This window comes from Solibacillus sp. FSL H8-0538, assembly GCF_038003525.1.
GTDB lineage: Bacteria > Bacillota > Bacilli > Bacillales_A > Planococcaceae > JBBOPI01.
Window position 1 is genome coordinate 3,594,235 of record NZ_JBBOPI010000001.1, and the last position, 25,073, is coordinate 3,619,307.

10 protein-coding genes, 6 tRNA genes, 3 rRNA genes and 2 pseudogenes are annotated in these 25,073 nt (G+C 41.7%); 2 read left to right on the forward strand and 19 right to left on the reverse strand.

Translation table 11 applies throughout. The annotated features are described in order from the left end of the window. Positions 1–142: 142 nt before the first annotated feature. The 14 genes from MHH87_RS17190 to MHH87_RS17255 form a co-directional block, all read right to left on the reverse strand. A complete protein-coding gene (locus tag MHH87_RS17190; protein ID WP_340750582.1) occupies positions 143–1,606 on the reverse strand; it encodes a hypothetical protein in 1,464 nt (487 codons plus the stop codon). 51 nt (positions 1,607–1,657) lie between these two features. Further along, entirely contained in the window at positions 1,658–3,367 is a 1,710-nt protein-coding gene (locus MHH87_RS17195) for a HEAT repeat domain-containing protein (protein WP_340750584.1), read from the reverse strand. A 1-nt stretch (position 3,368) separates the two neighbouring features. Further along, complete coding sequence (locus tag MHH87_RS17200; RefSeq protein ID WP_340750586.1) at positions 3,369–5,168, reverse strand: Hsp70 family protein; 1,800 nt, start codon at positions 5,166–5,168, stop codon at positions 3,369–3,371. A gap of 1 nt (position 5,169) precedes the next feature. Beyond that, positions 5,170–6,666, reverse strand: a complete 1,497-nt coding sequence (locus MHH87_RS17205) for a hypothetical protein (protein WP_340750588.1) — start codon at positions 6,664–6,666, stop codon at positions 5,170–5,172. Between the two features lie 16 nt (positions 6,667–6,682). Beyond that, on the reverse strand, positions 6,683–9,085 hold the full coding sequence (locus MHH87_RS17210) for an MBL fold metallo-hydrolase (protein WP_340750590.1): 2,403 nt from the start codon (positions 9,083–9,085) through the stop codon (positions 6,683–6,685). 751 nt (positions 9,086–9,836) lie between these two features. Continuing rightward, positions 9,837–9,909 (reverse strand) — tRNA-Lys (locus MHH87_RS17215). A gap of 16 nt (positions 9,910–9,925) precedes the next feature. After that, positions 9,926–10,000, reverse strand: a tRNA-Gln gene (locus MHH87_RS17220). A gap of 14 nt (positions 10,001–10,014) precedes the next feature. Beyond that, a tRNA-Tyr gene (locus MHH87_RS17225) sits at positions 10,015–10,098 on the reverse strand. 28 nt (positions 10,099–10,126) lie between these two features. Then, positions 10,127–10,202, reverse strand: a tRNA-Val gene (locus MHH87_RS17230). A 48-nt stretch (positions 10,203–10,250) separates the two neighbouring features. Then, positions 10,251–10,325 (reverse strand) — tRNA-Glu (locus MHH87_RS17235). A 226-nt stretch (positions 10,326–10,551) separates the two neighbouring features. Next, positions 10,552–10,626 (reverse strand) — tRNA-Asn (locus MHH87_RS17240). A gap of 1,655 nt (positions 10,627–12,281) precedes the next feature. After that, positions 12,282–12,397 (reverse strand): 5S ribosomal RNA (gene rrf / locus MHH87_RS17245). Between the two features lie 87 nt (positions 12,398–12,484). Then, positions 12,485–15,414, reverse strand: a 23S ribosomal RNA gene (locus MHH87_RS17250). Between the two features lie 212 nt (positions 15,415–15,626). Then, positions 15,627–17,179, reverse strand: a 16S ribosomal RNA gene (locus tag MHH87_RS17255). Together the 16S, 23S and 5S rRNA genes form the textbook arrangement of a ribosomal RNA operon. A gap of 285 nt (positions 17,180–17,464) precedes the next feature. Between MHH87_RS17255 and MHH87_RS17260 the strand changes: the two genes are divergently transcribed. After that, positions 17,465–18,115 (forward strand): hypothetical protein, encoded by a 651-nt coding sequence (locus MHH87_RS17260; protein WP_340750591.1) that lies wholly within the window; start codon positions 17,465–17,467, stop codon positions 18,113–18,115. A gap of 34 nt (positions 18,116–18,149) precedes the next feature. Here the strand turns inward: MHH87_RS17260 and MHH87_RS17265 are convergent, their stop codons facing one another. Then, a complete protein-coding gene (locus tag MHH87_RS17265; protein WP_340750593.1) occupies positions 18,150–18,836 on the reverse strand; it encodes a KinB-signaling pathway activation protein in 687 nt (228 codons plus the stop codon). 148 nt (positions 18,837–18,984) lie between these two features. Between MHH87_RS17265 and gerD the strand changes: the two genes are divergently transcribed. Further along, entirely contained in the window at positions 18,985–19,581 is a 597-nt protein-coding gene (gene gerD, locus MHH87_RS17270; protein ID WP_340750595.1) for a spore germination lipoprotein GerD, read from the forward strand. 48 nt (positions 19,582–19,629) lie between these two features. Here gerD and MHH87_RS17275 read toward each other — a convergent pair whose 3' ends face one another. The 4 genes and pseudogenes from MHH87_RS17275 to MHH87_RS17290 form a co-directional block, all read right to left on the reverse strand. Then, entirely contained in the window at positions 19,630–20,685 is a 1,056-nt protein-coding gene (locus MHH87_RS17275; protein ID WP_340750597.1) for a P-loop NTPase, read from the reverse strand. 72 nt (positions 20,686–20,757) lie between these two features. Further along, positions 20,758–21,471, reverse strand: coding sequence for an N-acetylmuramoyl-L-alanine amidase (locus tag MHH87_RS17280; RefSeq protein WP_340750599.1), 714 nt, complete (start codon positions 21,469–21,471; stop codon positions 20,758–20,760). 53 nt (positions 21,472–21,524) lie between these two features. Continuing rightward, positions 21,525–23,326 (reverse strand): annotated as a pseudogene (locus MHH87_RS17285) (ABC transporter ATP-binding protein). Then, positions 23,319–25,058, reverse strand: a pseudogene (locus MHH87_RS17290) (ABC transporter ATP-binding protein). The pseudogenes MHH87_RS17285 and MHH87_RS17290 overlap by 8 nt, the downstream one beginning before the upstream one ends. Positions 25,059–25,073: the final 15 nt, after the last annotated feature.

Below are 25,073 nucleotides of genomic sequence, written 5' to 3' on the forward strand. Positions count from 1 at the left end.
TATACATTGGCATAAAAAGCCGCGCCGAAATTAGAAAGACACAACTCGCCCAAATTAGGGCGAGTTGATGTCCTTACTTATGTGGATGGGAAGGGTATCTTTTCTTATCCACCAAAAGGTCCTCCTTTCGGCACAGCTTTTGTTATTCTGGTTTGTTTTCTACTAATGCGAATAAGTCGAATTCGTCTTCATCGTATTGAGAAGTTACACTGGCAATTTCTCCAACAGTTGAAGACTCCGTTTGCGCATGCTCAACCGGTTTATTGACAAGAAGCAAGTCATCGAACACATCATCAGCAATTTTAATTGTATCTACTGCACTTTGCTGCACTGGCTGCGTAATTGATGTCGCTGCTGCCGCGTGCTGCAATTGTTTATTTTGCATTAGTAGCTCCTCGTTTTGTTGCTGTAGCTTTTCAACTTTTTGCTGCAATAACAAGGTTTTATTTGTTAATTGTATTTTGAAGGCTTCATAATTCGTCACTAATTGTTCCGCTTCCATTGCTTGTTCGCGTTCTTTTTTCAGTTCACTCGTTAAACGAAGATTTACCTCTGTTAATGCATCAATTTCACTAGATAAATTATCTTGTAGCTTTGATATTTCAGATTTATGCGCATTTACAAGCTCTCGTTCTACACGTCCCGCAATTTTACTTTGCTCATCTTGTAAGCTCTCTACTTTACGCATTGCATAACTTTCCGAACTTTTTGATGCTTCAAGCTCCTTGCGTAGTTCGCCTACTTCCGCACTTTTTTGCCCTTGTAGCTTTTTCGCTTCGTCAACTTTTTGTTGCAAGTTTTTCTCACTTTTTTGAAGCTCAGCTAAATCTTTTTGAAGTTTTTTAATTTGTGTGTCTTTACTTTTCACTTGCTTTTCAAGTGCCGTCTTTTCTTCTTTCTCAAGCGCTACTTGATTCGTTAGCTCTGTAATGTGTGCAGAGTCCGTATTTTTACACGCTTCCTCGAACTCATTCAGTAAGGCCGCAAACTTTTCTTTATAATGCTCAGGCGTTATTTGTTCTTCCATTTCTTCCTCCGCCTTTTCTGCAAATGTTTTAAAAGCCTCCACTGCTTTTTCGTACCAATCATCACCATTTTTAGTGAGGATCTCGTAAAAAAGATCGGATGCTTTTTCTAATTGGTCTGTCTCTACGCCTTCTTTAAGAAGCGCTGGTATATACTTTTCTGCATACTTACCTTTCTTATGAAGGCGTAATATAGCAATGACTTCATCAAAAGTAAAACTGCTAAAGGCGATTATAGATGCTTCATGTATGGACTTGCTTTTTTCCAACTTTGGTAAAAAATCTTCAATATCTACCGTTAATAGCATCAGTACTTCTTTTGCCAAAGCATTATAGAAATTAAAATGATTTTTCATTTCAAAAGCCAGTTCTACATTCAACAACTCAACACTATAGGAGTCAACTAATTTCGCTTTCATTTTACGGTATAGTTTCGTATCCGCCATAACTGCTGTTTTAATCGTTGAAGTCGTCACTGAGTTGAGCATTGCCCAGTTCAAATATGCCTCTGGTACATCACCTGCTAAAATATATGGTATTGTCAGATCTTTCGAGAGTTTCATACCTTTTATTTGACTCATTCAAATGCCTCCTATTCTATTGCTTCCTACTAGAATTTATCCAAAAATCAATTAATCTCTCGCTACAATTTCACCACGGTGATTTTTCATGCCACGGATTAATGAAGCTAATTCACGTTCTAAGCGTTCAGACTTAGCACTTTCCTTCGCGTCGTATAAAACACTTGCTGGTAGTAATTCAGATTTCGTATTAACATGCTTCGCAATTAAGCGGTAAATTTCGATTTCTAAATACTGTGGCAAGTCCTGCTTTAATTTTTCAACTAAAATGTGACCCACATCTTTTGATAAAGTGTGAACACGTTGTAATAACGTAATGATTTGTAGCGCATTGTCGTCTGATACAGTGAGTAATTTTTGAGCACTACGCGCAAGGATTGGAACCGGCAGACGAGCAACTACCGTTTCAGCAAGCTGACGGTCCGAAGCATCACCTGACAGTAATACTTTCATCATCTCGTCGAACCATTTTTCTTCACCAGAACGAACTAAGCAGCCCATCGCAGTGAGGCGTAAAAACGTATCTTGTGATTTTGTATAAACGCGGACAGCATCCATCATGCGTTTATCTTTATAACCAATGTAAGACAATGCATTAATACATTCCGATTTAATTGGGTTTACATCTGTTAATTCTAACTCTTCTAAAATCGTATCCATGCTCGCTGGTTCACCTGCATACCCAAGACCACGAATGACCGCTTTCTTTCTAAACTCATCCGATGTTTGTAATGCATCTGTTAAAACGGTTACCGCGGATAGTGTCTTTAAGCCACCCAGTGTCATACAAATTTGCATGAAGCGATTTGCATCACGTTCTTCGTTAATAGACTGCGCTAAGCTTGGCACTGCATTTTCCCCGAATGAGCGGAAGCCTTTAATATAAACCGGACGTACTGCGCGATTTTCACAATCTGCATACGCGTTAAATACCGTTTTAATAGCATTTGGACCGAACTTTGCAAAATGCTGTGATAATTGAATCGATGCATCAATTAAGTCTTTACGTGTTGGATCCACTTTGTTAATCGCATCAATCATAATCGGAAGACTTGAAATATCACGGATTTTAAAGAGTGCTTCTAAGCATATTAAATACAGTTCTTTATCATGAATGTGACGTTCAATACTATGTACCATTTCACGGTCACGTAGTACACCCGCCGTTGCAATTGCAAGGCGCAAATGTGAATAGCTTGTCGAATGTTCTAATATCCCTTTCGTCATGAGACGGCCTTTTAAACTACGATACGCTAGGCGCCCTACAAGCTGCACCATTTCCTTCATCGCGGCTTCGCTCACTAAATCAAACTGACGGCATTCGCGTAAAATAATTTCGATTGCATCCTCACCGTAGCTTTCGATTGCTTGTAATGCGTTTGTTCGTGCTGCTTGGTTTGTTGCACGAGCAAATTGACGTAGAAGATCACGTACATCTGTATACCCTGCATCCGATAACGTCCCTGTAAAAGTTTCAAAGGAAATGTTTACAACGGCTTTAACTACACCGTCATAATATTCAATTTCCACAGCCTCATCTTGAATCGGGCCACCTAAATCATCTAGAATATCTAAATTTTCCTCGCTTTGTTCCTGCAACTGTTTATGCTGTTCTAATAACAACCGTTTAATATCATCCTGCTCAAATTCGTTGTAGACTACATCTCGTTCCTCTTCCATAAAGACCGCTGTTCCGGTTGGATCTAATTGATTTTTTAATGCATTCAGTTTTTCAAATGCAGACTGTTTAATCGATGACATACTAAATCAATTCTCCTTTCAATACTTTTCCGATCACATTTCCCGCTTCATGCATTTCTTTTAGGCGATGTTTTTCTTCTTGAGAATATTCATTAGCCCCAACATATACTTCTAACATCTCGCTCGGATCATCTTCTAGCCAAGCACGTAATTTCACGTCACGCTCTTCGTCACATGTTACTTTTAATACAAGTTTCGAATTTTTCTTCACCGGCTTTTTGAATTCAATTCGCGCCTCTTTCAGCTTTTTCGTACGAATTGCTTTGGCATTCGGTGCAGTAAACAGTGCTAAACGCATCGTTGTAATTTCGGCAATACCATTATCAATACCCGATACGTAGAATTGATCTTTAAACGTTTTTTCAAACGGTAATGATTGGCCCTTTTCAAGCAGTGCAATTGGGTCGCCCCCTGCAACATCGATGTAAATATTGCTTGGTACAGTTGCTGCGATAATTGTCCCCTTTGGCACTGTAACAAATTTTGATTCATCTAATTGATCCACTGTGTTGTAACGAATAGCACCTAGTTGTTGATGATAAATTGCTGCTCCACGACTCACTGAAAGCATTGGGTTAATCGATTGAATTGGCTTAATACGCTTATTAAAGATTTCATAAATGCGTGATTGAATCGTTGGGTAGTACGTCATCCCACCAACTAAAAATACGCCGTCGATTTCATCTAAAGACATCTCTCCTAAACGGGCATCTTTAAGCGCGTGTAAAATCGGTGTCTCAATGTTTTTATCTTGTGTATCAAACTGTTTGTACAGTAATGCTTTAATCGCTGCATCATATTCCGCTTTTGTAATTGTCACCATACGCACTAGTTCTGCTGGTAGGTGCGCAGCCGGTAATAATTCGCGGTATACTAATGCATCAAAGTCATCTGCATGCTCATAGTAATCTTTTTGAGATGCCAACACTTGCGAGCTAAAGCGTTTTTTCGCGCGTTCAGCAATATCTACAAAACATTCCCCTAAGTTCAGTACTGCAGATCTTCCATATTGCTCAACTAATGATTTTTGTGTCGCATTCATTTCCGTTAAATATTTTCGGAAAAGCATTTTCATAATTTCACGGTCAAAATCACGGCCACCTAACTCCATATATTGAGAAATCGAAAGCTCTTGGATATCGATTCCACCTGCAATATCTTCTTCTACTCGTAGAATCGATACGTCACATGTACCACCACCTAAGTCAAACACCATTAAATTTTTTGCACCGTTTGCTAAATTAATTCGACGTGCTGCTGGAACCATTTTTCGCTCTTCGTTTAAATAATCTAAAAGAGCAGCAGTCGGTTCCGGAATCATATGAATTTTGTCTTTATCAAACCCTGCTAAAACCCCTGCATTGCGTGTTGCTTGTTGTTGTTGAAAGTGGAAGTTCGCTGGAATCGTAATAACCGCACCGTCTACTTTTTCCCCGTTATAGTACTTCTCTACTTGCTTCTTTAATGTATCTAAGAAGAAAGAAGCGACTTTATCCGCATAATAATTTTCACCATCAATGACCCATTTCAGATCCTCACCAATATAGCGCTTTGATTCTTTCACAACGCGCTCTGTGTAAACACTATTCATGCGCTTCGCATAGCGACCAACATAGCTTGGGCCATTTTCTTCAATGTAAAGAACAGATGGCAACGACTCATCTTCAATAATGTTGTAGCCGTCCTCATCGATTTGTGTAATACGCAGTGTTGTTGCTTCGATATCGCCATGAATCGTTAAATTTGAAATACTTACTGTTGAATTTGTTGTCCCTAAGTCAATTCCGATATAACGTGCCATCTTAATATGCCCCCTTCAATTCTTGAATAAGTGGTTGAACGATTACTTTACCGTTTAGTGTCCAGCCGTATTGCACAAGTTTTACTAAAATTTCATCGCCCGCCGTTTGCACTTCCCCGATAAAACGATAGTCATGTGCTAACTCGTAACGCGTTAAGTTAAATTCATCACCGATTTGACGACCATTTGTAAAGTAATCGAGCCCAATTGCCATATTCAGCTGGTTGAAGAAGTTCATTAGCTGCCCTTGCACAATTTCACGTGTATATGTGCTTTCGCCTAAACTTTCACGATATAGCTCAGATAATAAATAATTACTACGTCCACCCGCAATCGCATCAATCAGCTTTCGGTAGCTGTTTTCTTCTATAGAAGCCGCTTTTTCACGTTCTTCCTCTACCATACGGCGCAGACGCTCAATCTCTTCCTCTGCAATGGCAAAACGAGAGTCCTCCTGTGGTGCAGTAGCTTGCGTCTGTTCAGCTAATAGTTGGGCTGCTACTTCACGTGATGCTTGAAGAGAGGCAATCGTTGCATCAATGTCCGCTAATAATGTATTCGCAGTAGCTGAGGCCTGTTGTGGTGCTACTTCAGGTTGTTCTACTTGTTGTATCGATGCCAGTGTTGATGTTTCGCGCACTTCTGCAACCGGTGCATTATTTTCAAGCTCTAAAATTAAAAAATCATCCGCTTCTTCTACAGGTGCTGCTTGAGCTAGCGCTACAGATTTAGTATCAACCTCTTCTTTTTTCACAAGCTGCTTAAAGAAAAAGCTACATTTTTTATCCGATAGTACTTTTGGATTGCGTTCAATTACTTCTTTAAATAATCGATCCATTCCTTTTACAAATGGTAAATCAAGCTGTTCCATTATACGTCCGTATGCTTTTGCTTTATTACCTTGTAGTGTATTGTACGACTGGGTTGGATCTTCACTTTCTACTTTTTTCATAACACCAAGGCGCTTTAAGCTTTTTTCATATTCCTGTTCGGCATTGCCATCAAAGTATGTAGAATAAATTTTCATCGAAACAGCACGAATGACCTTTGTAAATAGGTTGTCCTGAATAAATAACATCCGTAGTACATAATCGAAAAACTCATCTGATGAATGCGCAAATGCCTTATAGCTCACGATGTCCCCTTCACACAGTTCCACAAACGCACGACGAGAATTCGTCGATTTAAATAAGTACATTAAGAAGGCTTCTACCGCTTCATAAGAAAGCTTAAACTCATTTTCAGCATTCCATTTTTCAATTACAGGCTTTACAATATTAGCAAAGTTGTCATATGTTCCATGCTTATAAATCGCCTTTTCAAGTAAGCCTTGTACTTGCCAAGCGATGATTTCACGGCTGCGCATATCATTAAGACTGTATTGTTTCAAATAAGCAACTACCTCATCTGTCTGTTTGCCGATTGCCTTAAGAAATTCTTTTTCTGGTGTGTTAATTGATTTTAAAACTGCTTTTTGAATTTCAATTTCATGGATCATTTTATCTGCTCCTCATCTACTTTAGTTCATAATGTGTTCCATTTTTTGCGCAAATCACTTGTAAATCAGTCCACTGTAATAACTCTACAACGGAAGGGTAAATCGTTCTTCCTGAAGCGGTTGTATGGAGTGGCTGGTAGCGTTTTTCATGCTCACCATGCATTAGGAAAATTTGCTGTGGCTGTAGTTGTAATAACACATCAAATAAATCTTCTCGACTTACATGGGCAGATAAACGATAAGATGTTATTGCTGCATTGATCTGCTTCTGTTGGTTATTTAATGTGATTACTTGGCCCGTTTCATGACGTTTTTGCAATAACTGATAACCTGGGCTTTCGCTACCGACATAGCCAGTAAAAGCAATCGTATTTTGCGGCCCCTCAATTAATCGTTCAGCATAACGTGCAGAGGCACTCCCTTCGTTTAACATGCCGGAGCTAGCAATAATACAAGACGGACGGTTGTGCACATAAAAGGACATAAACTCATCAAAAGACATCTCACCCTTAAAGCCATGCATTTCCTTTCCAATAAGGACATCATCTAATAAATGCATTGGTTCCTCCGCATATTGCTCATATACGTGGCACACATCAATCACTTTGCCATCGACAATGACATTAAACGGATAAAATGCTTCATCCTTATACGCCTCTTTTAATAAAAATAGCACTTCCTGCGCACGACCTACCGCAAATACCGGAATGATAAAACAACCATTTTGCTCCGTCACCTGTTGTAAATGACTGAGTAGCTGTTTTTCTTGTGCCAGACGGTTTACGCGCGCATTTACTGGTGTATAGCCATACGTAGATTCTGTAATAACAATATCCGCGTATAAATTAACTGGTAACGTAAATTTCCCACAGCTTCGTTGGGCGTCAACTGAGAAATCACCCGTAAATAAAATGCTAATGTCTCCAAGCTGCACATGTACACTTGCCGCCCCTAAAATATGTCCAGCCTCATAGAACGTCACTTGCCAATTCGTATCTCCAGCAGGAATTTCAAACATTTTGTTATAGCTATGACGACGTGCAAAGGTAAAGACACCATCTACATGCTGTTGCTCATACTGTAAATTCGGCTGCGCATGCTTTACACTATCCGAAAGCAAAATATGCAGAAGCTTTGCTGTTTGATCCGTCATATACATAGGGGTTTTTGGCGACTGCTTATAAATATACGGCAAGGAACCTGTATGATCGACATGTGCGTGCGATACAATGACTGCATCTAAATCCTCAAATGTCAGCCCATGTTCTGCTAGTACAGAAAAATTCGTAAGTGGTTGCTCTTCATTTAAAAACATACCGGCATCGAGTAAAACGTGGTGCCCATTAATCGAAAGTAAAATCGATGTGCCACCAATCTTTTCTCCACCACCTAAAAATGTAATGTGGCAATTTTCAAGGTTTTTAGGCTGTTTCTTTTTCTGGTGATAACGCCAATACCAACGAACGGCATCCTCTAAATCCGTATGATCATGCAAAAATTTATGCCAAAACGACTCCGACAAATCTGGCTCAGTTAAGCTATACATTTTTGAAATGAAAAAATCTTCTGGAAATTCGGCATACAAAGCGGCAATTCTTTCTCGGTTTATACCCTTTCCTGAAAAACGGCGAATCATTTCTGCAATGGCGATCCCCTTTGCCTGTAAATGTGGATGTTCTACTAATTGTTGCTCCAGTTGCAATTGAATATCTAATGACGTCTGTTGCTCTCGTCGCAGCTCAAAGAAACTTAAGTAGGGTAAATACGTGGGCGAAACAACCTCACAAATTACGTCATAATCTGAACGATCAATTAAAGGATCCACTAAATCTAATAAAATTGCATAATGCACAAGTGGTTCCGCATATTCCGTTAATCTATTTTTCGCGTATAGTAATTTGCGTAAATGAAAACGCGCTTGATTTAATTTTTTTTCGGCCATTTCTAAATTTATAAGTAAAAATAGTAATGTGACATAGTGCTCTTCATATAACTGCTGTATACGATAGGTCACTTCAATTTTCTCTAACGTTTCAAGCGCTAAATAGTAACTCTCCTCAGCCAACCCTAATTGTTGATAGCGTTGAGCAATTTGAGTAGTTACAGTAAACTCCGACATAATATCAGGCATTGACAGTAAATAATGTAACTCATGGATTTCTGTTTCTATTCCTTGCATCGTTGCTAAAAAAATTAATGCCAATTGCTCATCAGTTTTTTTATTTAATGCTGCTTTACTACATATTTGAGCATGCTCCATTGACTTTTGCTCATAGTAAAACAAAGACAAGATTTTTAGCGTATCGAAGTCCAGAAAATCGCGCTCATCATACAAAATCGCAAACGACGAAATCGCCTCCTGCATTCGCCCTTCATGCCACGAAGTAACTGCCTGCCTTTTTAGTTGTTCAATCTCCATTATTTATTCCTTTCATTAACAATGAAATTGTATTTTGTATCAACTTTAAAATACATGTGAATCATAAATCATGCTTATTAATCCTCTATTTTTTTACTAAATCATTTTCTATCCACAATCAATTTCCACCACTCCTTTAAAAATTTTCTTTTCTCTATTAAAGTATTTTTTCTCTTGTTACTTAAAGTTTATTAACCTAAACATTTAAACAGAATTTCCAATCTAGACCTAATTATAACACTATTAAGGTAATATTTTGAAAAAACGAGTTATAGTACTAAATATGTGTATTTTTAAACAAAAAGAAAGCAGTTTTGTATAAATTTATTTATTTAAAGTGAATTTTAACAAGATAAAATTAGGAAAACAGAGGAGAAGTGGGGAGTGCATTGAAAAGGTTGATTTCTACTGAAAATTCTACTAAGTAGATGCTAAATAGTGATAGGTCATTGGTGCTCTGGCACTCGCTTTCTCGCGGGCGGTGGAGAGACTCCTCGTCGCTACGCTCCTGCGGGGTTCATCTGTACCGCTCTTATTCGCAGGAGTCTCACACCGCCGCACCAATGCTTTTTGAATAAAATAAAGCAGAAGCAAAAAAATACTATGAAAAAATTCTGTTTCGGGGTTTTTTAGTGTACTCGTAGTGAGAAGAAGGACTATGAAAACGCAAAAAATCCTTTACCCAGAATTGGATAAAGGATTGGATATTTTATATTAAGAAACACTTTATACTTCGTTTAAAAAATAAAAGTGAGCCATGAAGGACTCGAACCTTCGACCCTCTGATTAAAAGTCAGATGCTCTACCAACTGAGCTAATGGCTCATAAAAAAGAAAAAAATGGCTGGGGAACCTGGATTCGAACCAGGGCATGACGGAATCAAAATCCGTTGCCTTACCGCTTGGCTATACCCCAAACATTTTATAAGATGGTGGAGGGGGACGGATTCGAACCGCCGAACCCTAAGGAGCGGATTTACAGTCCGCCGCGTTTAGCCACTTCGCTACCCCTCCGACACAATACATAACACTTAAAAATAAATGGTGGAGGATGACGGGCTCGAACCGCCGACCCCCTGCTTGTAAGGCAGGTGCTCTCCCAGCTGAGCTAATCCTCCATTATAAACAAGTGTTATATCTATTCTTTTATAAAGCCTTAATAAAAATGGTGACCCGTACGGGATTCGAACCCGTGTTACCGCCGTGAAAGGGCGGTGTCTTAACCGCTTGACCAACGGGCCATTTAAATAATCTCTTAAACAAGACAAGATTTATATTAACATCATTTTCGGACTAGCGCAAGTACTTTTAAAAACTTTTTTGAAAAAAAGTTTATTTTTTATCATCTTACTAAAATCCAAACAGATTATGTCTTTAAATGCAAAATTTTATTTACAAGTTTAAATATTAATATAATAGTTTTGCTGATAAGACAATAGATTATTATCACATAAAAAGGCAAAAAAATGGCTCCGAAGGTAGGGCTCGAACCTACGACCTACCGGTTAACAGCCGGTTGCTCTACCACTGAGCTACTTCGGAACGCTACTATATAGGTTTGTACTGTTAAGTGCTTACCTTAGTACATTAATTATTATAGCAACGATTTCAATTTATTCAAGTGCTTTTTTGAAATAATCTAAAAATTACACTTAATATTTAATTTTCATTACATAAACGAGCAATTTCATACACTAGAAACATTGGTATATATACGTTTCTATTGTGTTACTTCGCTTATTCTTTTATAAATGACGTTTTTTGTAGTAGTCCACCTGCTAGTGACAAGTTAGGATTTACTTCTGACTAGCAACATTTTCTTCTATATTCGCTTGGGCTGTTTTGAACACAGAATTCACTTGACCAATATATGTGAGCGAAGCACCTTTTTCGTTAATTTGTAAATCAGTCACACCTTAAATTAACAGTGTAGGTACGTTAACACTCGCCATTCTAGTTGGCGGATATATACTTTAGTCTAGACATAATATAGGGCTGTACAGATGGTCTAAATAAGCTTGCACGTACGTTTGATACATTCACTACCATTTGACCTGATTTTAATGCTACGCGTATCATTGTTTGATTGCTGAAGCAGATTTAGGTTTAGCTAAGATATTATCTGTTTGATCAGTTATTCATCTGCGCTACGTCATACCCTCGCTAACGAAATAAAGCATGCCACATCCTCATTTTGGGTACCAACATGCCAAGTAGTGATCCTTTGCTATGTCCGATTAATTAATTTGTTCCAAAGCATTCGTCTTGCTGCATCGCGACAATATTGGTTTTTACCTTGTCCACATTACTGATCACTCATCATGTCCTCTACCTTCATGATGAGTGTGTTATTGTCGCCAACTCCACGTTTTTCAAAGCGGATAGAAGCACTCCCTTCCCTTACAAGCCCTTTAGCCAGCATTTTAAGGCTATTACTTTGTCCTGTGCCTATGATTAAGCCCATAACCAACAAAAAGAAGTGCTAGTGCTGTTATCGTCGCTTCTTTTGCTAGTACAATTACTACCTTTAAGTCTCCATCCGTTACTGGAGTTGTGATCAGCTCATATATTACCGCTTGCTCGGTGTATTTAGTAAAGGTGAATGGTAATATTTACTCATTTTATTTGAATGCATCGATTACGTATTCGCCCTGTAAACTTAAAAATAGTACTACTAAAATTAAACGAAATTATCATTTTATCACCGACATATGGAACTGATTCAAACAGATTATCATAAACTCTCCTTCACGGGAACTGGAAACAAGCTTCCTCCAGCGCAATACGAATTCCTAGTGGCCACTGTGGAACTTCACTATCTCTCTGCCTTGTTTGAGTAAAACTTTCGCTCATAGCCGTCTTTATGTCGTGCATTATTATTGTGTTTTCTCTTACTGCTTAGTTACTGATACATGCGCTCAGTACTCACAATATTAATAGGAAGTAGATGCCTTTTTTCATGATAATGCTCCTTAATCAATTTTATAAAAGGAGCATTACAAATAAAAAAATAAATCTGCCTATTGCGGAAATTTAAGTTGATCAGTGAGATAATATATTCACTATTGTAAGGTTAGTAAAAATGTTCGGATGTTGAATACGGGTGGATGATTCATGGAGGGGTTAAATGGGATGATATATTAATTTCCGAAAACAAAAAAAAGCCACTACTGACTAAATCAGCAGCGACTCTTTGAGCCTAGCGACGTCCTACTCTCACAGGGGGAAGCCCCCAACTACCATCGGCGCTAAAGAGCTTAACTTCCGTGTTCGGTATGGGAACGGGTGTGACCTCTTTGCCATCATCACTAGACTTGCACATAGATGTGCTTATGTAGAAAGATTGTTCTTTCAAAACTGGATAAACGGTTCATTGAAAGTTGAAATATTCGGTAATAATGTGGTTAAGTCCTCGATCGATTAGTATTCGTCAGCTCCATGTGTCGCCACACTTCCACCTCGAACCTATCTACCTCATCGTCTTTGAGGGATCTTACTTACTTGCGTAATGGGAAATCTCATCTTGAGGGGGGCTTCATGCTTAGATGCTTTCAGCACTTATCCCGTCCATACATAGCTACCCAGCGATGCCTTTGGCAAGACAACTGGTACACCAGCGGTATGTCCATCCCGGTCCTCTCGTACTAAGGACAGCTCCTCTCAAATTTCCTACGCCCACGACGGATAGGGACCGAACTGTCTCACGACGTTCTGAACCCAGCTCGCGTACCGCTTTAATGGGCGAACAGCCCAACCCTTGGGACCGACTACAGCCCCAGGATGCGATGAGCCGACATCGAGGTGCCAAACCTCCCCGTCGATGTGGACTCTTGGGGGAGATAAGCCTGTTATCCCCGGGGTAGCTTTTATCCGTTGAGCGATGGCCCTTCCATGCGGAACCACCGGATCACTAAGCCCGTCTTTCGACCCTGCTCGACTTGTAGGTCTCGCAGTCAAGCTCCCTTATGCCTTTACACTCTACGAATGATTTCCAACCATTCTGAGGGAACCTTTGGGCGCCTCCGTTACTCTTTAGGAGGCGACCGCCCCAGTCAAACTGTCCGCCTGACACTGTCTCCTACCCCGCTAAGGGGCATGGGTTAGAAGTTCAATACAACCAGGGTAGTATCCCACCGACGCCTCCTCCGAAGCTGGCGCTCCGGGATCTCTGGCTCCTACCTATCCTGTACAAGTTGTACCAAAATTCAATATCAGGCTACAGTAAAGCTCCACGGGGTCTTTCCGTCCTGTCGCGGGTAACCTGCATCTTCACAGGTACTATAATTTCACCGAGTCTCTCGTTGAGACAGTGCCCAGATCGTTACGCCTTTCGTGCGGGTCGGAACTTACCCGACAAGGAATTTCGCTACCTTAGGACCGTTATAGTTACGGCCGCCGTTTACTGGGGCTTCAATTCGCAGCTTCGCTTGCGCTAACCACTCCTCTTAACCTTCCAGCACCGGGCAGGCGTCAGCCCCTATACGTCACCTTACGGTTTTGCAGAGACCTGTGTTTTTGCTAAACAGTCGCCTGGGCCTATTCACTGCGGCTCTCATGCGCTTTAACACGCTCAAGAGCACCCCTTCTCCCGAAGTTACGGGGTCATTTTGCCGAGTTCCTTAACGAGAGTTCTCTCGCACACCTTAGGATTCTCTCCTCGACTACCTGTGTCGGTTTGCGGTACGGGCACCTCTCACCTCGATAGAGGCTTTTCTTGGCAGTGTGAAATCAGGAACTTCGTCCATACGGACTCGCCATCACAGCTCAATGTTAAAGTATGCGGATTTGCCTACATACACACCTTACTGCTTGGACGCGCACAACCAACGGCGCGCTTACCCTATCCTACTGCGTCCCCCCATTTCTCAAACGGTGAGGAGGTGGTACAGGAATATCAACCTGTTGTCCATCGCCTACGCCTATCGGCCTCGGCTTAGGTCCCGACTAACCCTGAGCGGACGAGCCTTCCTCAGGAAACCTTAGTCATACGGTGGACGGGATTCTCACCCGTCTTTCGCTACTCATACCGGCATTCTCACTTCTAAGCGCTCCACCAGTCCTTCCGGTCTGACTTCAGCGCACTTAGAACGCTCTCCTACCACGCATACTCAAAGTATGCATCCACAGCTTCGGTGAATCGTTTAGCCCCGATACATTTTCGGCGCAGCGTCACTCGACCAGTGAGCTATTACGCACTCTTTAAATGATGGCTGCTTCTAAGCCAACATCCTGGTTGTCTAAGCAACGCCACATCCTTTTCCACTTAACGATTACTTTGGGACCTTAGCTGGTGGTCTGGGCTGTTTCCCTTTTGACTACGGATCTTATCACTCGCAGTCTGACTCCCGTGTATAAATATCTGGCATTCGGAGTTTGTCTGAATTCGGTAAAGCGAGATGCCCCCCTAGTCCAAACAGTGCTCTACCTCCAGTATTCTCAATCACGAGGCTAGCCCTAAAGCTATTTCGGAGAGAACCAGCTATCTCCAGGTTCGATTGGAATTTCTCCGCTACCCACACCTCATCCCCGCACTTTTCAACGTGCGTGGGTTCGGGCCTCCAGTAAGTGTTACCTCACCTTCACCCTGGACATGGGTAGATCACCTGGTTTCGGGTCTACGACCACGTACTAATTCGCCCTATTCAGACTCGCTTTCGCTGCGGCTCCGTCTTATCAACTTAACCTCGCACGTAATCGTAACTCGCCGGTTCATTCTACAAAAGGCACGCTATCACCCATTAACGGGCTCTAACTACTTGTAGGCACACGGTTTCAGGATCTATTTCACTCCCCTTCCGGGGTGCTTTTCACCTTTCCCTCACGGTACTGGTTCACTATCGGTCACTAGGTAGTATTTAGCCTTGGGAGATGGTCCTCCCGGATTCCGACGGAATTTCACGTGTTCCGCCGTACTCAGGATACATTCAAGAGGGAATGAACTTTTGACTACAGGGCTATTACCTGCTATGGCAGACCTTTCCAAGTCGCTTCGTCTAGCTCATTCTTTTGTAACTCCGTATAGAATGTCCTACAACCCCAAAGAGCAAGCTCTTTGGTTTGGGCTATTCCCGTTTCGCTCGCCGCTACTCAGGGAATCGAATTTTCTTTCTCTTCCTGCAGGTACTTAGATGTTTCAGTTCCCTGCGTCTGTCCTCATCGCGCTATGTATTCACGCGTAGATACTATGCTATTAAACATAGTGGGTTCCCCCATTCGGAAATCCCCGGATCAAAGCTCACTTACAGCTCCCCGAGGCATATCGGTGTTAGTGCCGTCCTTCATCGACTCCTAGTGCCAAGGCATCCACCGTGCGCCCTTAATAACTTAACCATAAAGATTAGTTACTGCTTACCCGAAGGTAAGACTTAAGAACTTACAGTTTATTACTTGATTTATTTCATTGCTTTCAATGTCGTTTTATCCAGTTTTCAAAGAACAAGTTTTGAAGTATATCATTCATTTAAGAATGAACCTTCAAAACTGAACAGCAAAACGTTAATTGTGATTTCATCCAAGATGAAATCTTCCGTAATTATCCTTAGAAAGGAGGTGATCCAGCCGCACCTTCCGATACGGCTACCTTGTTACGACTTCACCCCAATCATCTATCCCACCTTCGGCGGCTGGCTCCATAAAGGTTACCTCACCGACTTCGGGTGTTACAAACTCTCGTGGTGTGACGGGCGGTGTGTACAAGGCCCGGGAACGTATTCACCGCGGCATGCTGATCCGCGATTACTAGCGATTCCGGCTTCATGTAGGCGAGTTGCAGCCTACAATCCGAACTGAGAACGGTTTTATCGGATTAGCTCCCCCTCGCGGGTTGGCAACCGTTTGTACCGTCCATTGTAGCACGTGTGTAGCCCAGGTCATAAGGGGCATGATGATTTGACGTCATCCCCACCTTCCTCCGGTTTGTCACCGGCAGTCTCCTTAGAGTGCCCAACTAAATGATGGCAACTAAGAATAAGGGTTGCGCTCGTTGCGGGACTTAACCCAACATCTCACGACACGAGCTGACGACAACCATGCACCACCTGTCACCATTGTCCCCGAAGGGAAAACTATGTCTCCATAATGGTCAATGGGATGTCAAGACCTGGTAAGGTTCTTCGCGTTGCTTCGAATTAAACCACATGCTCCACCGCTTGTGCGGGCCCCCGTCAATTCCTTTGAGTTTCAGTCTTGCGACCGTACTCCCCAGGCGGAGTGCTTAATGCGTTAGCTGCAGCACTGAGGGGCGGAAACCCCCCAACACTTAGCACTCATCGTTTACGGCGTGGACTACCAGGGTATCTAATCCTGTTTGCTCCCCACGCTTTCGCGCCTCAGTGTCAGTTACAGACCAGATAGTCGCCTTCGCCACTGGTGTTCCTCCAAATCTCTACGCATTTCACCGCTACACTTGGAATTCCACTATCCTCTTCTGCACTCAAGTTCCCCAGTTTCCAATGACCCTCCACGGTTGAGCCGTGGGCTTTCACATCAGACTTAAGGAACCACCTGCGCGCGCTTTACGCCCAATAATTCCGGACAACGCTTGCCACCTACGTATTACCGCGGCTGCTGGCACGTAGTTAGCCGTGGCTTTCTAATAAGGTACCGTCAAGGTAACGCCAGTTACTACGCTACTTGTTCTTCCCTTACAACAGAGTTTTACGAACCGAAATCCTTCTTCACTCACGCGGCATTGCTCCATCAGGCTTTCGCCCATTGTGGAAGATTCCCTACTGCTGCCTCCCGTAGGAGTCTGGGCCGTGTCTCAGTCCCAGTGTGGCCGATCACCCTCTCAGGTCGGCTACGCATCGTTGCCTTGGTGAGCCGTTACCTCACCAACTAGCTAATGCGCCGCGGGCCCATCCTATAGTGATAGCCGAAACCATCTTTTAACATCTCCTCATGAAAGGAAATGTATTATTCGGTATTAGCCCAGGTTTCCCTGAGTTATCCCAATCTATAGGGTAGGTTACCCACGTGTTACTCACCCGTCCGCCGCTAAATCAGAAGAAGCAAGCTTCTTCATCATTCGCTCGACTTGCATGTATTAGGCATGCCGCCAGCGTTCGTCCTGAGCCAGGATCAAACTCTCCATAAAAGTTAGTTTGAAAGCTCATTTGCTTTGCTAGCGTATCAACTAAAAGTTGATATCTATGTTTTTGTTCCGATCTCCACTAACAGGTGTCAGTGCGTCGAAACGTTGTTTTAATTAACGTTTTGCTTGTTCAGTTTTCAAGGTTCATTTTATTACATTGTCGCGTCATCTCTTGGCGACTTAACTATAATAACATCGCTTAGTTATATCCGTCAATACTATTTCATAACTTTTTTAAAGATAATCATTTTTCTATGTTTAATCTTTACGGAAAAGGGGGATAATAATTTGTTTAAAGTGTTAGTATCATTGGCTTTGTCACTATTTCTTGTATTATTCTATTTTGATTCAAAAAATGTCGATTTACCTGTTTTTCAGATGACAAACTCACCGAATGTCATTTCAAAGGGTCATTATGGGCATACTTTAATTCTAGAAGTGAGCTATACACATGCCGGATTTGAAGATTGGTTAAAAACGCTTTCACCTCCATACCCTTTACTTTTATTAGATGCTGATTGGATAGCGCGCTCCGATTCAACTGCGAAACTTATAAAGGAAAAGCAATTTCCGACAGGTTTATATGGCAGTGTCGGTGCAGATTATGTTGAATCTGATTTACTGTCTAAACAACTAGCCATTTATGAAAATGCATTCGAGCGGCTACCACTTTGGTTTACGACCGCTGATTATGTATTTGACGATGCGTTACGTGAAACTTTGTTTGCGAAAGAGATCAATGCGTTGTCACCTTCTGCTACCTTTTCTTTTTCAAAACAGAACACACCATTAGCTGACGGAGAATTAATCGCCATTCCTCTGCATCGTAACCAACATATACAATTTGATTTGCTTACTCAGTTTAAAAATTCGAATCCATTTATCTCTATAGAAGAGAATTTATTTGGCTATACGATTTCAACGAAGCGTTTTCCATAAAAAAGAGCTGTCCATTACGGACAGCTCTTCGTTATTATGCATTTGCTTGCTTTTGCTTCTCCGCTTCTTTACGCGCTTTGCGACGCACTTCAAGTTTTTTACGGTCTTGTTCTGATTTTGCATTGAATTTTGGGAGCATTAATACTTGGAAGGCATTCACTGCAACAATCGGGAATAGTAATAGCGCTACATACGTATCAATATTCCCTTGACGTCCCATTAATGCAATAATCCATTCAAGTGATGTCACAACAATCATAAAGAATATTGTCGGTACTAATACATGTGGCTTTTGCGTCATTTTAATTTTTTTAATCCCAGTCGCAATAGCTGCACCAATTAAGAATAGAAGTAACCCAATATAAAATAACCAATCCCCTGCTGACTCAGCGCCTGGTGCAAAACGGAACACCACTAAGTCGATCAGTACGATGAGAATTAATAACATTTGAACCCAGTTCCAAAGTGTCAGCGTGCGAAAAATATTCATACCTACTTGATGTAATGTTAAATAGGCAAAAAAGCCTGCTTGTGCGATTACGCTCATTGTAAACCCTAAAAGAATCATCCAAGCAAATGCAGCAAGGAACTCGCCAAACTCACCAGCTACTAAATATGGTTGGAAGAAATCCCAACGAACGATGATACCTACCACACCTGTGACACCACCACCGATTATCATTGCCACAAAGAAAAATTTAACCCAGTTTCTTATCGTCACGACATAACGTCCCCCATTTTCTAAATATCCTCCTCTATTTTATCAATGGTCACATAAAAAAGCTAATGATGATGTAATCGTATACATATTATCCGGAGAATTGTGAACAATAATCGAAAGAGCCTTGAAACGAAAGGACGGATTAAATATGTTTCGACGATATTTTGTACTGCTATTGATTCCTCTATTCCTCATTGGTTGCAGTGATTCCAAAGATAATACCTCATATGATGAAATGAAAAAAATGATGGTCGATGCCATTCAAACAGAGGACGGTAAGAAAGCCATTCGCCAACTGTTTGAAGAACAGAGCTTTCGCGAGTTGCTCGTTCTAGAAACGGACGAGGTTAAAAAGGCAACTCAAGAAACATTACTATCTAAAGACGCAGAGGATTTTTGGAAAAAAACATTTGAGGATCCAAAGTTTAAGGAAACAATAGCCAAGAGCATGAAGAAGCAGCAACAGGAATTAATGAAGGATTTGATTAAGGACCCGTCCTACCAAGAGGAATTAATTACGTTTTTTGGACAGCCTGACATGCAAAAACAACTCGAGACCATTTTAAAGGGCACGACACTTCGCAAGGAAATGGAGAAAGTCGTTATGGAAACGATTGAAAATCCTCTTTTGCAAACGAAATGGCAGGAGCTAATTAAGAAAAGCGGTGAAGCGACTTCCGCTAATAAATCGGGTTCCGGCTCTGAAGATAGTACCAGTACAGAAAAGTCCAGTGGTGAGCAATAAAAAAGACGATTGTACGGGGCGGCTGCCGCGCACAATCGTCTATACATATTAGTTCGTTAGTTTGCCAATGACTTTCTCAGCCATCTCTAAATAAAGTTTACCTGTTGGGTGATCCGTCGCGTATACAGACGGTGCGAAATCTGCATCCGTCCAGTCTGGTTGCCCAAGAGGAATTTGGCCAAGAAGCTCTGTACGTAATTCCTCCACGAGCTTTGGACCGCCTCCTTGACCGAACACATACTCTCGCTCACCTGTTCTTGATTCGTACCATGCCATGTTCTCTACAACACCTAGAATTTCATGGTTTGTTTGTAGTGCCATCGCACCTGCACGAGCCGCAACGAACGCCGCTGTTGGATGTGGTGTTGTCACAACAATTTCCTTTGAAGACGGTAGCATTTGGTGAATGTCCAACGCTACGTCCCCTGTGCCTGGTGGTAAGTCTAATAGAAGGTAATCTAGTTCGCCCCACTCGACATCACGGAAAAATTGGTCTAACACTTTCCCAAGCATTGGGCCTCGCCAAACGATTGGCGCATTATTTTCAACGAAGAAGCCCATTGAAATGACTTTCACTCCCAGTCGCTCTACTGGATAAATACGATCTTCCTTCACAACAGGCATATCTTGTACACCCATCATGTCTGGTACACTGAAACCGTAAATATCGGCATCGATTAATCCAACTTTTTTGCCAAGGCGGGCAAGCGCTACCGCCATATTAACAGAAACCGTTGATTTACCAACGCCGCCCTTACCTGATGCGATCGAAATAAACTGCACGCTTGAAAGCGGAGATAAAATGTCCTGTGCTTCTGATTCCGTTGCTTGACCGCGGAATGCTTCTAGTGCCTCCTGCGAAAGTTCTTCGAAACGAATCCCTACTGAATCCGCACCATTTTCTTTTAACACTTCTACAATTTTCATTTGTAGGGTCATTTGTTCTGGTGTATTCGTTTTTGCAATCGCCACTTTAATGCTAATGTGTTTCTTTTCTTCTTTAATTGATACGTTTGTTAGACCGTTCGTTTCAGCTAAGGTTTTATGTAAAAATGGGTCTTGTAATTGTCCTAAAATTTCGCGTACTTGTTGTTCGTTTATCACCTGAAACACTCCCCTATATTAATGTTAATGCTAGTATAGCATACTGGTTTGGCCTACGTAGTAGTTGTTGTCTTATTCAAATTGTAGATCGAAATAGTTCTCGATGCCGCGCGTAATCGCATACGCCATCTTCTCTTGATAGCTTGGCGTTATGAGTAGCTCTCGTTCCTCGTCATTACTAATAAAACCTGTTTCAACAAGAATCGCCGGTGCTTCTACTTTCTTTAATAAATAAATCTGTTTAATCGATAACGCTTCACGGTCCGTGTTTTGCATTTCTTCACGAATGGAAAGTTGTACCGCCTTTGCAAGTGCCTCGCTATCGGCATGACCCTCTTTATGATAAAACACTTGAGCCCCTCGCCACTTGCTGTTTGGAATGGCATTCGCATGGATCGTTATAAAAAGGTCTGGCTCATGTGAAGCAACCAATGATTCACGCAAGAAAATATCCTGTTTTTTTCGTTCGCGATTAGTCGGAAACTGCTCATTCGGTGCATGCTCTGATAGCACATCGCCATCTTTTGAACGTGTAAGAACAACTTCCGCACCGAGGCGCGTTAATTGCCGCGCAACTCTATGGGTAATCGCTAATGTAATTTCCTTTTCAATGACATCCCCTTTAGAGGCACCACCATCCATTCCGCCGTGACCTGCATCGAGCACAATTTTGACGCCACCTAAAGGCTCTGGTAAGAAGAATCGCTTGTCCGATGCACTTGTTTCATATACTACGACCATCATCGAACAAAACATAATCATCAATAGCGCGAGCCAACGTTTCATTTAGTCCACCGTCCTTTTGGATACTATACGCGAAAGGACGAGGGAGTATTCACTTAGCTCTCCGTATTCAACTGATTTTGAAGTGTCGCATAAAAACCGTTATGGACCATTAGCGTTTCGTGATTGCCCTGCTCTAAAATAGAGCCGTCTTTTATGACAAGAATTTGGTCGGCATTTTCAATCGTTTTTAATCGGTGTGCAATGACAAAGCTTGTGCGCCCATCCATTAAATTAGTTAAGCCTTTTTGAATATGCACCTCCGTCATTGTATCAACGCTCGAAGTTGCCTCATCTAGAATCAAAATATCGGGATCTTCTAAAATCGCACGCGCTATGGCAATCAACTGCCGCTGCCCTTGACTTAAGTTCATGCCGCCAGACGTGAGAAGCGTTTCATACTGCTCCGGCAAATATTTAATAAACGAGTGCGCATAAGCAATTTTCGCTGCCTCTACTACTTCTTCTTCTGTCGCATCAAGCTTCCCGAAACGGATATTTTCGCGTACGGTTCCTGAGAAAAGATACGTATCCTGTAGGACGACACCGACATGATTACGCACATTCTCCATTTTGTATGAGGTAATCGGCTCACCATCTAGTAGAAGTTGGCCACCCGTTGCATCATAAAAACGCGTCAGCAGCTGAATAATCGTTGTCTTCCCCGAACCAGTGGGCCCACAAGCGCAACGGTTTCACCAGGTTTCGCATGAAATGTAAGATCAAATAATACCGGCTTGCCTGGTTCATAGTGGAACTGTACATGCTCAAAGCGCACATCTCCGCTTAGCTTCTGTTTCTCAATTGCGCCTGGAATATTCGCAACTTCTACATTTTCATCTAAAATTTCAAAAACACGCTCCGCTCCAGCAATCGCAGACTGGAATGTATTCAATAAGTTTGATAGCTGGTTAATTGGACGGAAAAATTGGCGTGTGTACGTCACGAACGATGTAATTACCCCAATTGTGATGAATCCATTTACCGCCATTATTGCACCGGTCCCAATTACAAGCCCGAGTCCTAAGTTATTCATAAAGTTATTCATCGGTCCCATGAAGCCAGAAATAATATCTGCGCGCATAGCAGACGTACGTAATTTTTCATTGGCTTCTTTGAATTGCTCGACTGCCGCGGTTTCTTTGCCGAATAGCGTCGTAATATCCCCGTTTGAAATCGTTTCTTCAATAAAACCGTTTAGTACTCCTAAATGTTTTTGGCGCTGTACATAGTTCACACTGCTACGCTTAATAATTTGCTTCGTCGCCCAGACAATTAGCGGAATGACTGTAAGCGTCACAAGCGCGAGCACCCAGTTTAAGTAGAGTAGTGCAATGGCTGTCCCGACAATCTTCAGGACAGACGATACAATTTGAATGACACTTTGTGATAATGCTGCGTTTAAATTATCAACATCATTCGTCATACGACTCATTAAATCCCCTTGCTGCCTTTTATCAAAAAATGACAACGCCAGTGACTGAATTTTTTTGAATAGCTCTTGACGTAGCATCCGAATCGTTTTTTGCGACACGCGAATCATGACAAATGTTTGTAGCCACGTTAAAATGGATGACCCGATAAAGATAGCCGCAAGAACACCCAGCATGCGTACTGTACCCGGTACATCTTTCGGTATAATATACTCATCAATAATTTTCCCGATTAAGAGTGGTCCAAGTAAACTCAAAATTGAAGATAAAACAACAAACGAAATCGCACTAACAATTTCAAGACGCTGCCTTTTTAAATAACTCCAAATGCGAAGTAACGTTTCTTTTTGATGTTTCGGTTTCACAACAGGTCCGTTAAAACGACCACCCGGATGCTTCATTGGTGGCGGGGCTTGTTTATTCATGGAGCGTTCCCCCTTTTTCTATCTGCGTCGCAACGATTTGTTGATAAATTTTACTCGTCTGAAGAAGTTCTTCATGCGTTCCCTGTTCCGCTATATGTCCGTCGTCTAATACGAGAATTTTGTCTGCATGTCGAATCGAAGAGATTTTCGATGATACGATAAATTTTGTACTATCTGCAAAATTTTTAGCGATCGCTTGCTGAATCACCTTTTCCGAAATGCTATCTACAGCTGATGTTGTATCATCTAGTACAAGAATAGCCGGTTTACGAATAAATGCACGAGCCATTGCAAGACGTTATTTTTGCCCACCTGATAAGTTCGTTGCCCCTTGTGTCAGCTGATGCTTTTCTCTATTTGGTAGCTTATCCACAAATTCAGACGCGCAAGACTGGTGTAGCGCTTCAATTAGTTGACTAGTAGTAGCTTGATCATTCCCGTATTTCACATTTTCTTCAATCGTTTTCGAGAACAATGTTGCCTTTTGCGGCGCAAAGCCAATTGACTCGCGCAATGTTTGAAGATCATATTGCGTAATCGGCTGCCCGTCAATACGAACCATGCCACTATCGACATCAAATAAGCGTGGTAGTAATTTCACGAGCGTCGACTTTCCGCTTCCCGTCATCCCAATAACGCCAATCGTATCTCCGGCATTTGCTGTAAATGAAATATTTTTAAGCACTGGTTCGTTCGCCTTTATATAAGAAAAGCTCACTTGATCGAACTCGACTGCCCCTTGAATTGGTAATGCTAGTGGCTGTTGTGGATTCATAATATCTGTCTCTTCCTCTAATACTTCGACAATCCGGTCTGCACTCGGCAGGGCACGCGCAATTTGTACAAGTACCATCGATGAACTCATAAGCCCGTTCATAATAATCATTAAATAGTTAATAAAAGCTAGAATAACGCCTACTTGCAATGTACCAGTTTCGACTTTAACCGCACCTGTCCAGAGCGCAGCAATCATTCCCATATTTACAACGAACATTGTCAGCGGCATTAATAGTCCGATGATTTGGTCCGCATGAATATTACGTTTCATTAATTCATGGTTTACTTCAGCAAATTGTTCGATTTGATGAGCCTTTCGATTGTACGCTTTAATGACGCGAATCCCCGCTAAGCTTTCCTGCATGCGCGTGTTTACCTGGTCGATAGCTTTTTGTACCTTGTGAAAAAGCTTACCTGACAACCGTGTAAAGAAATACATACACAATGCCAAAATCGGCACAACAAATAACAGGACAGAAAATAGTTCGCGCGCGGTAAAAAACACGATAATGACCGCACCAATAAACATCAACGGGCCACGCACAAAAATTTTTAGTAGCATACTAAGTGCGCGCTGCACCATTTCTACATCACTGGTAATGTTCGTAATTAATTTTCCAAGTGTGAAATGGTCTTTATTACGATTTGAAAAATACGTAATTGTTTCATATAAATCTTGGCGAATATCTGTCGCAAAATTGACCGCAGCGCGCGAGCTATAAATCGAACAGCCTACGCCACCAACAAGCCCTATAATCGCACTAACTATCATTAGCCCAAACATCTTAATAATGTAGGGCGTATCATTTTCGGCAATCCCGTCATCAATAATATGTTGCATGATCGTGGGTTGGAGTAAATCCATACTTACTTCAATGACCATCATGAGCGGCGCAATAATCGCAAACGCCATATATGGTTTTAAATATTTTGAAAGTTTTAAAGCTGAATGCATCCGAACACATCTCTT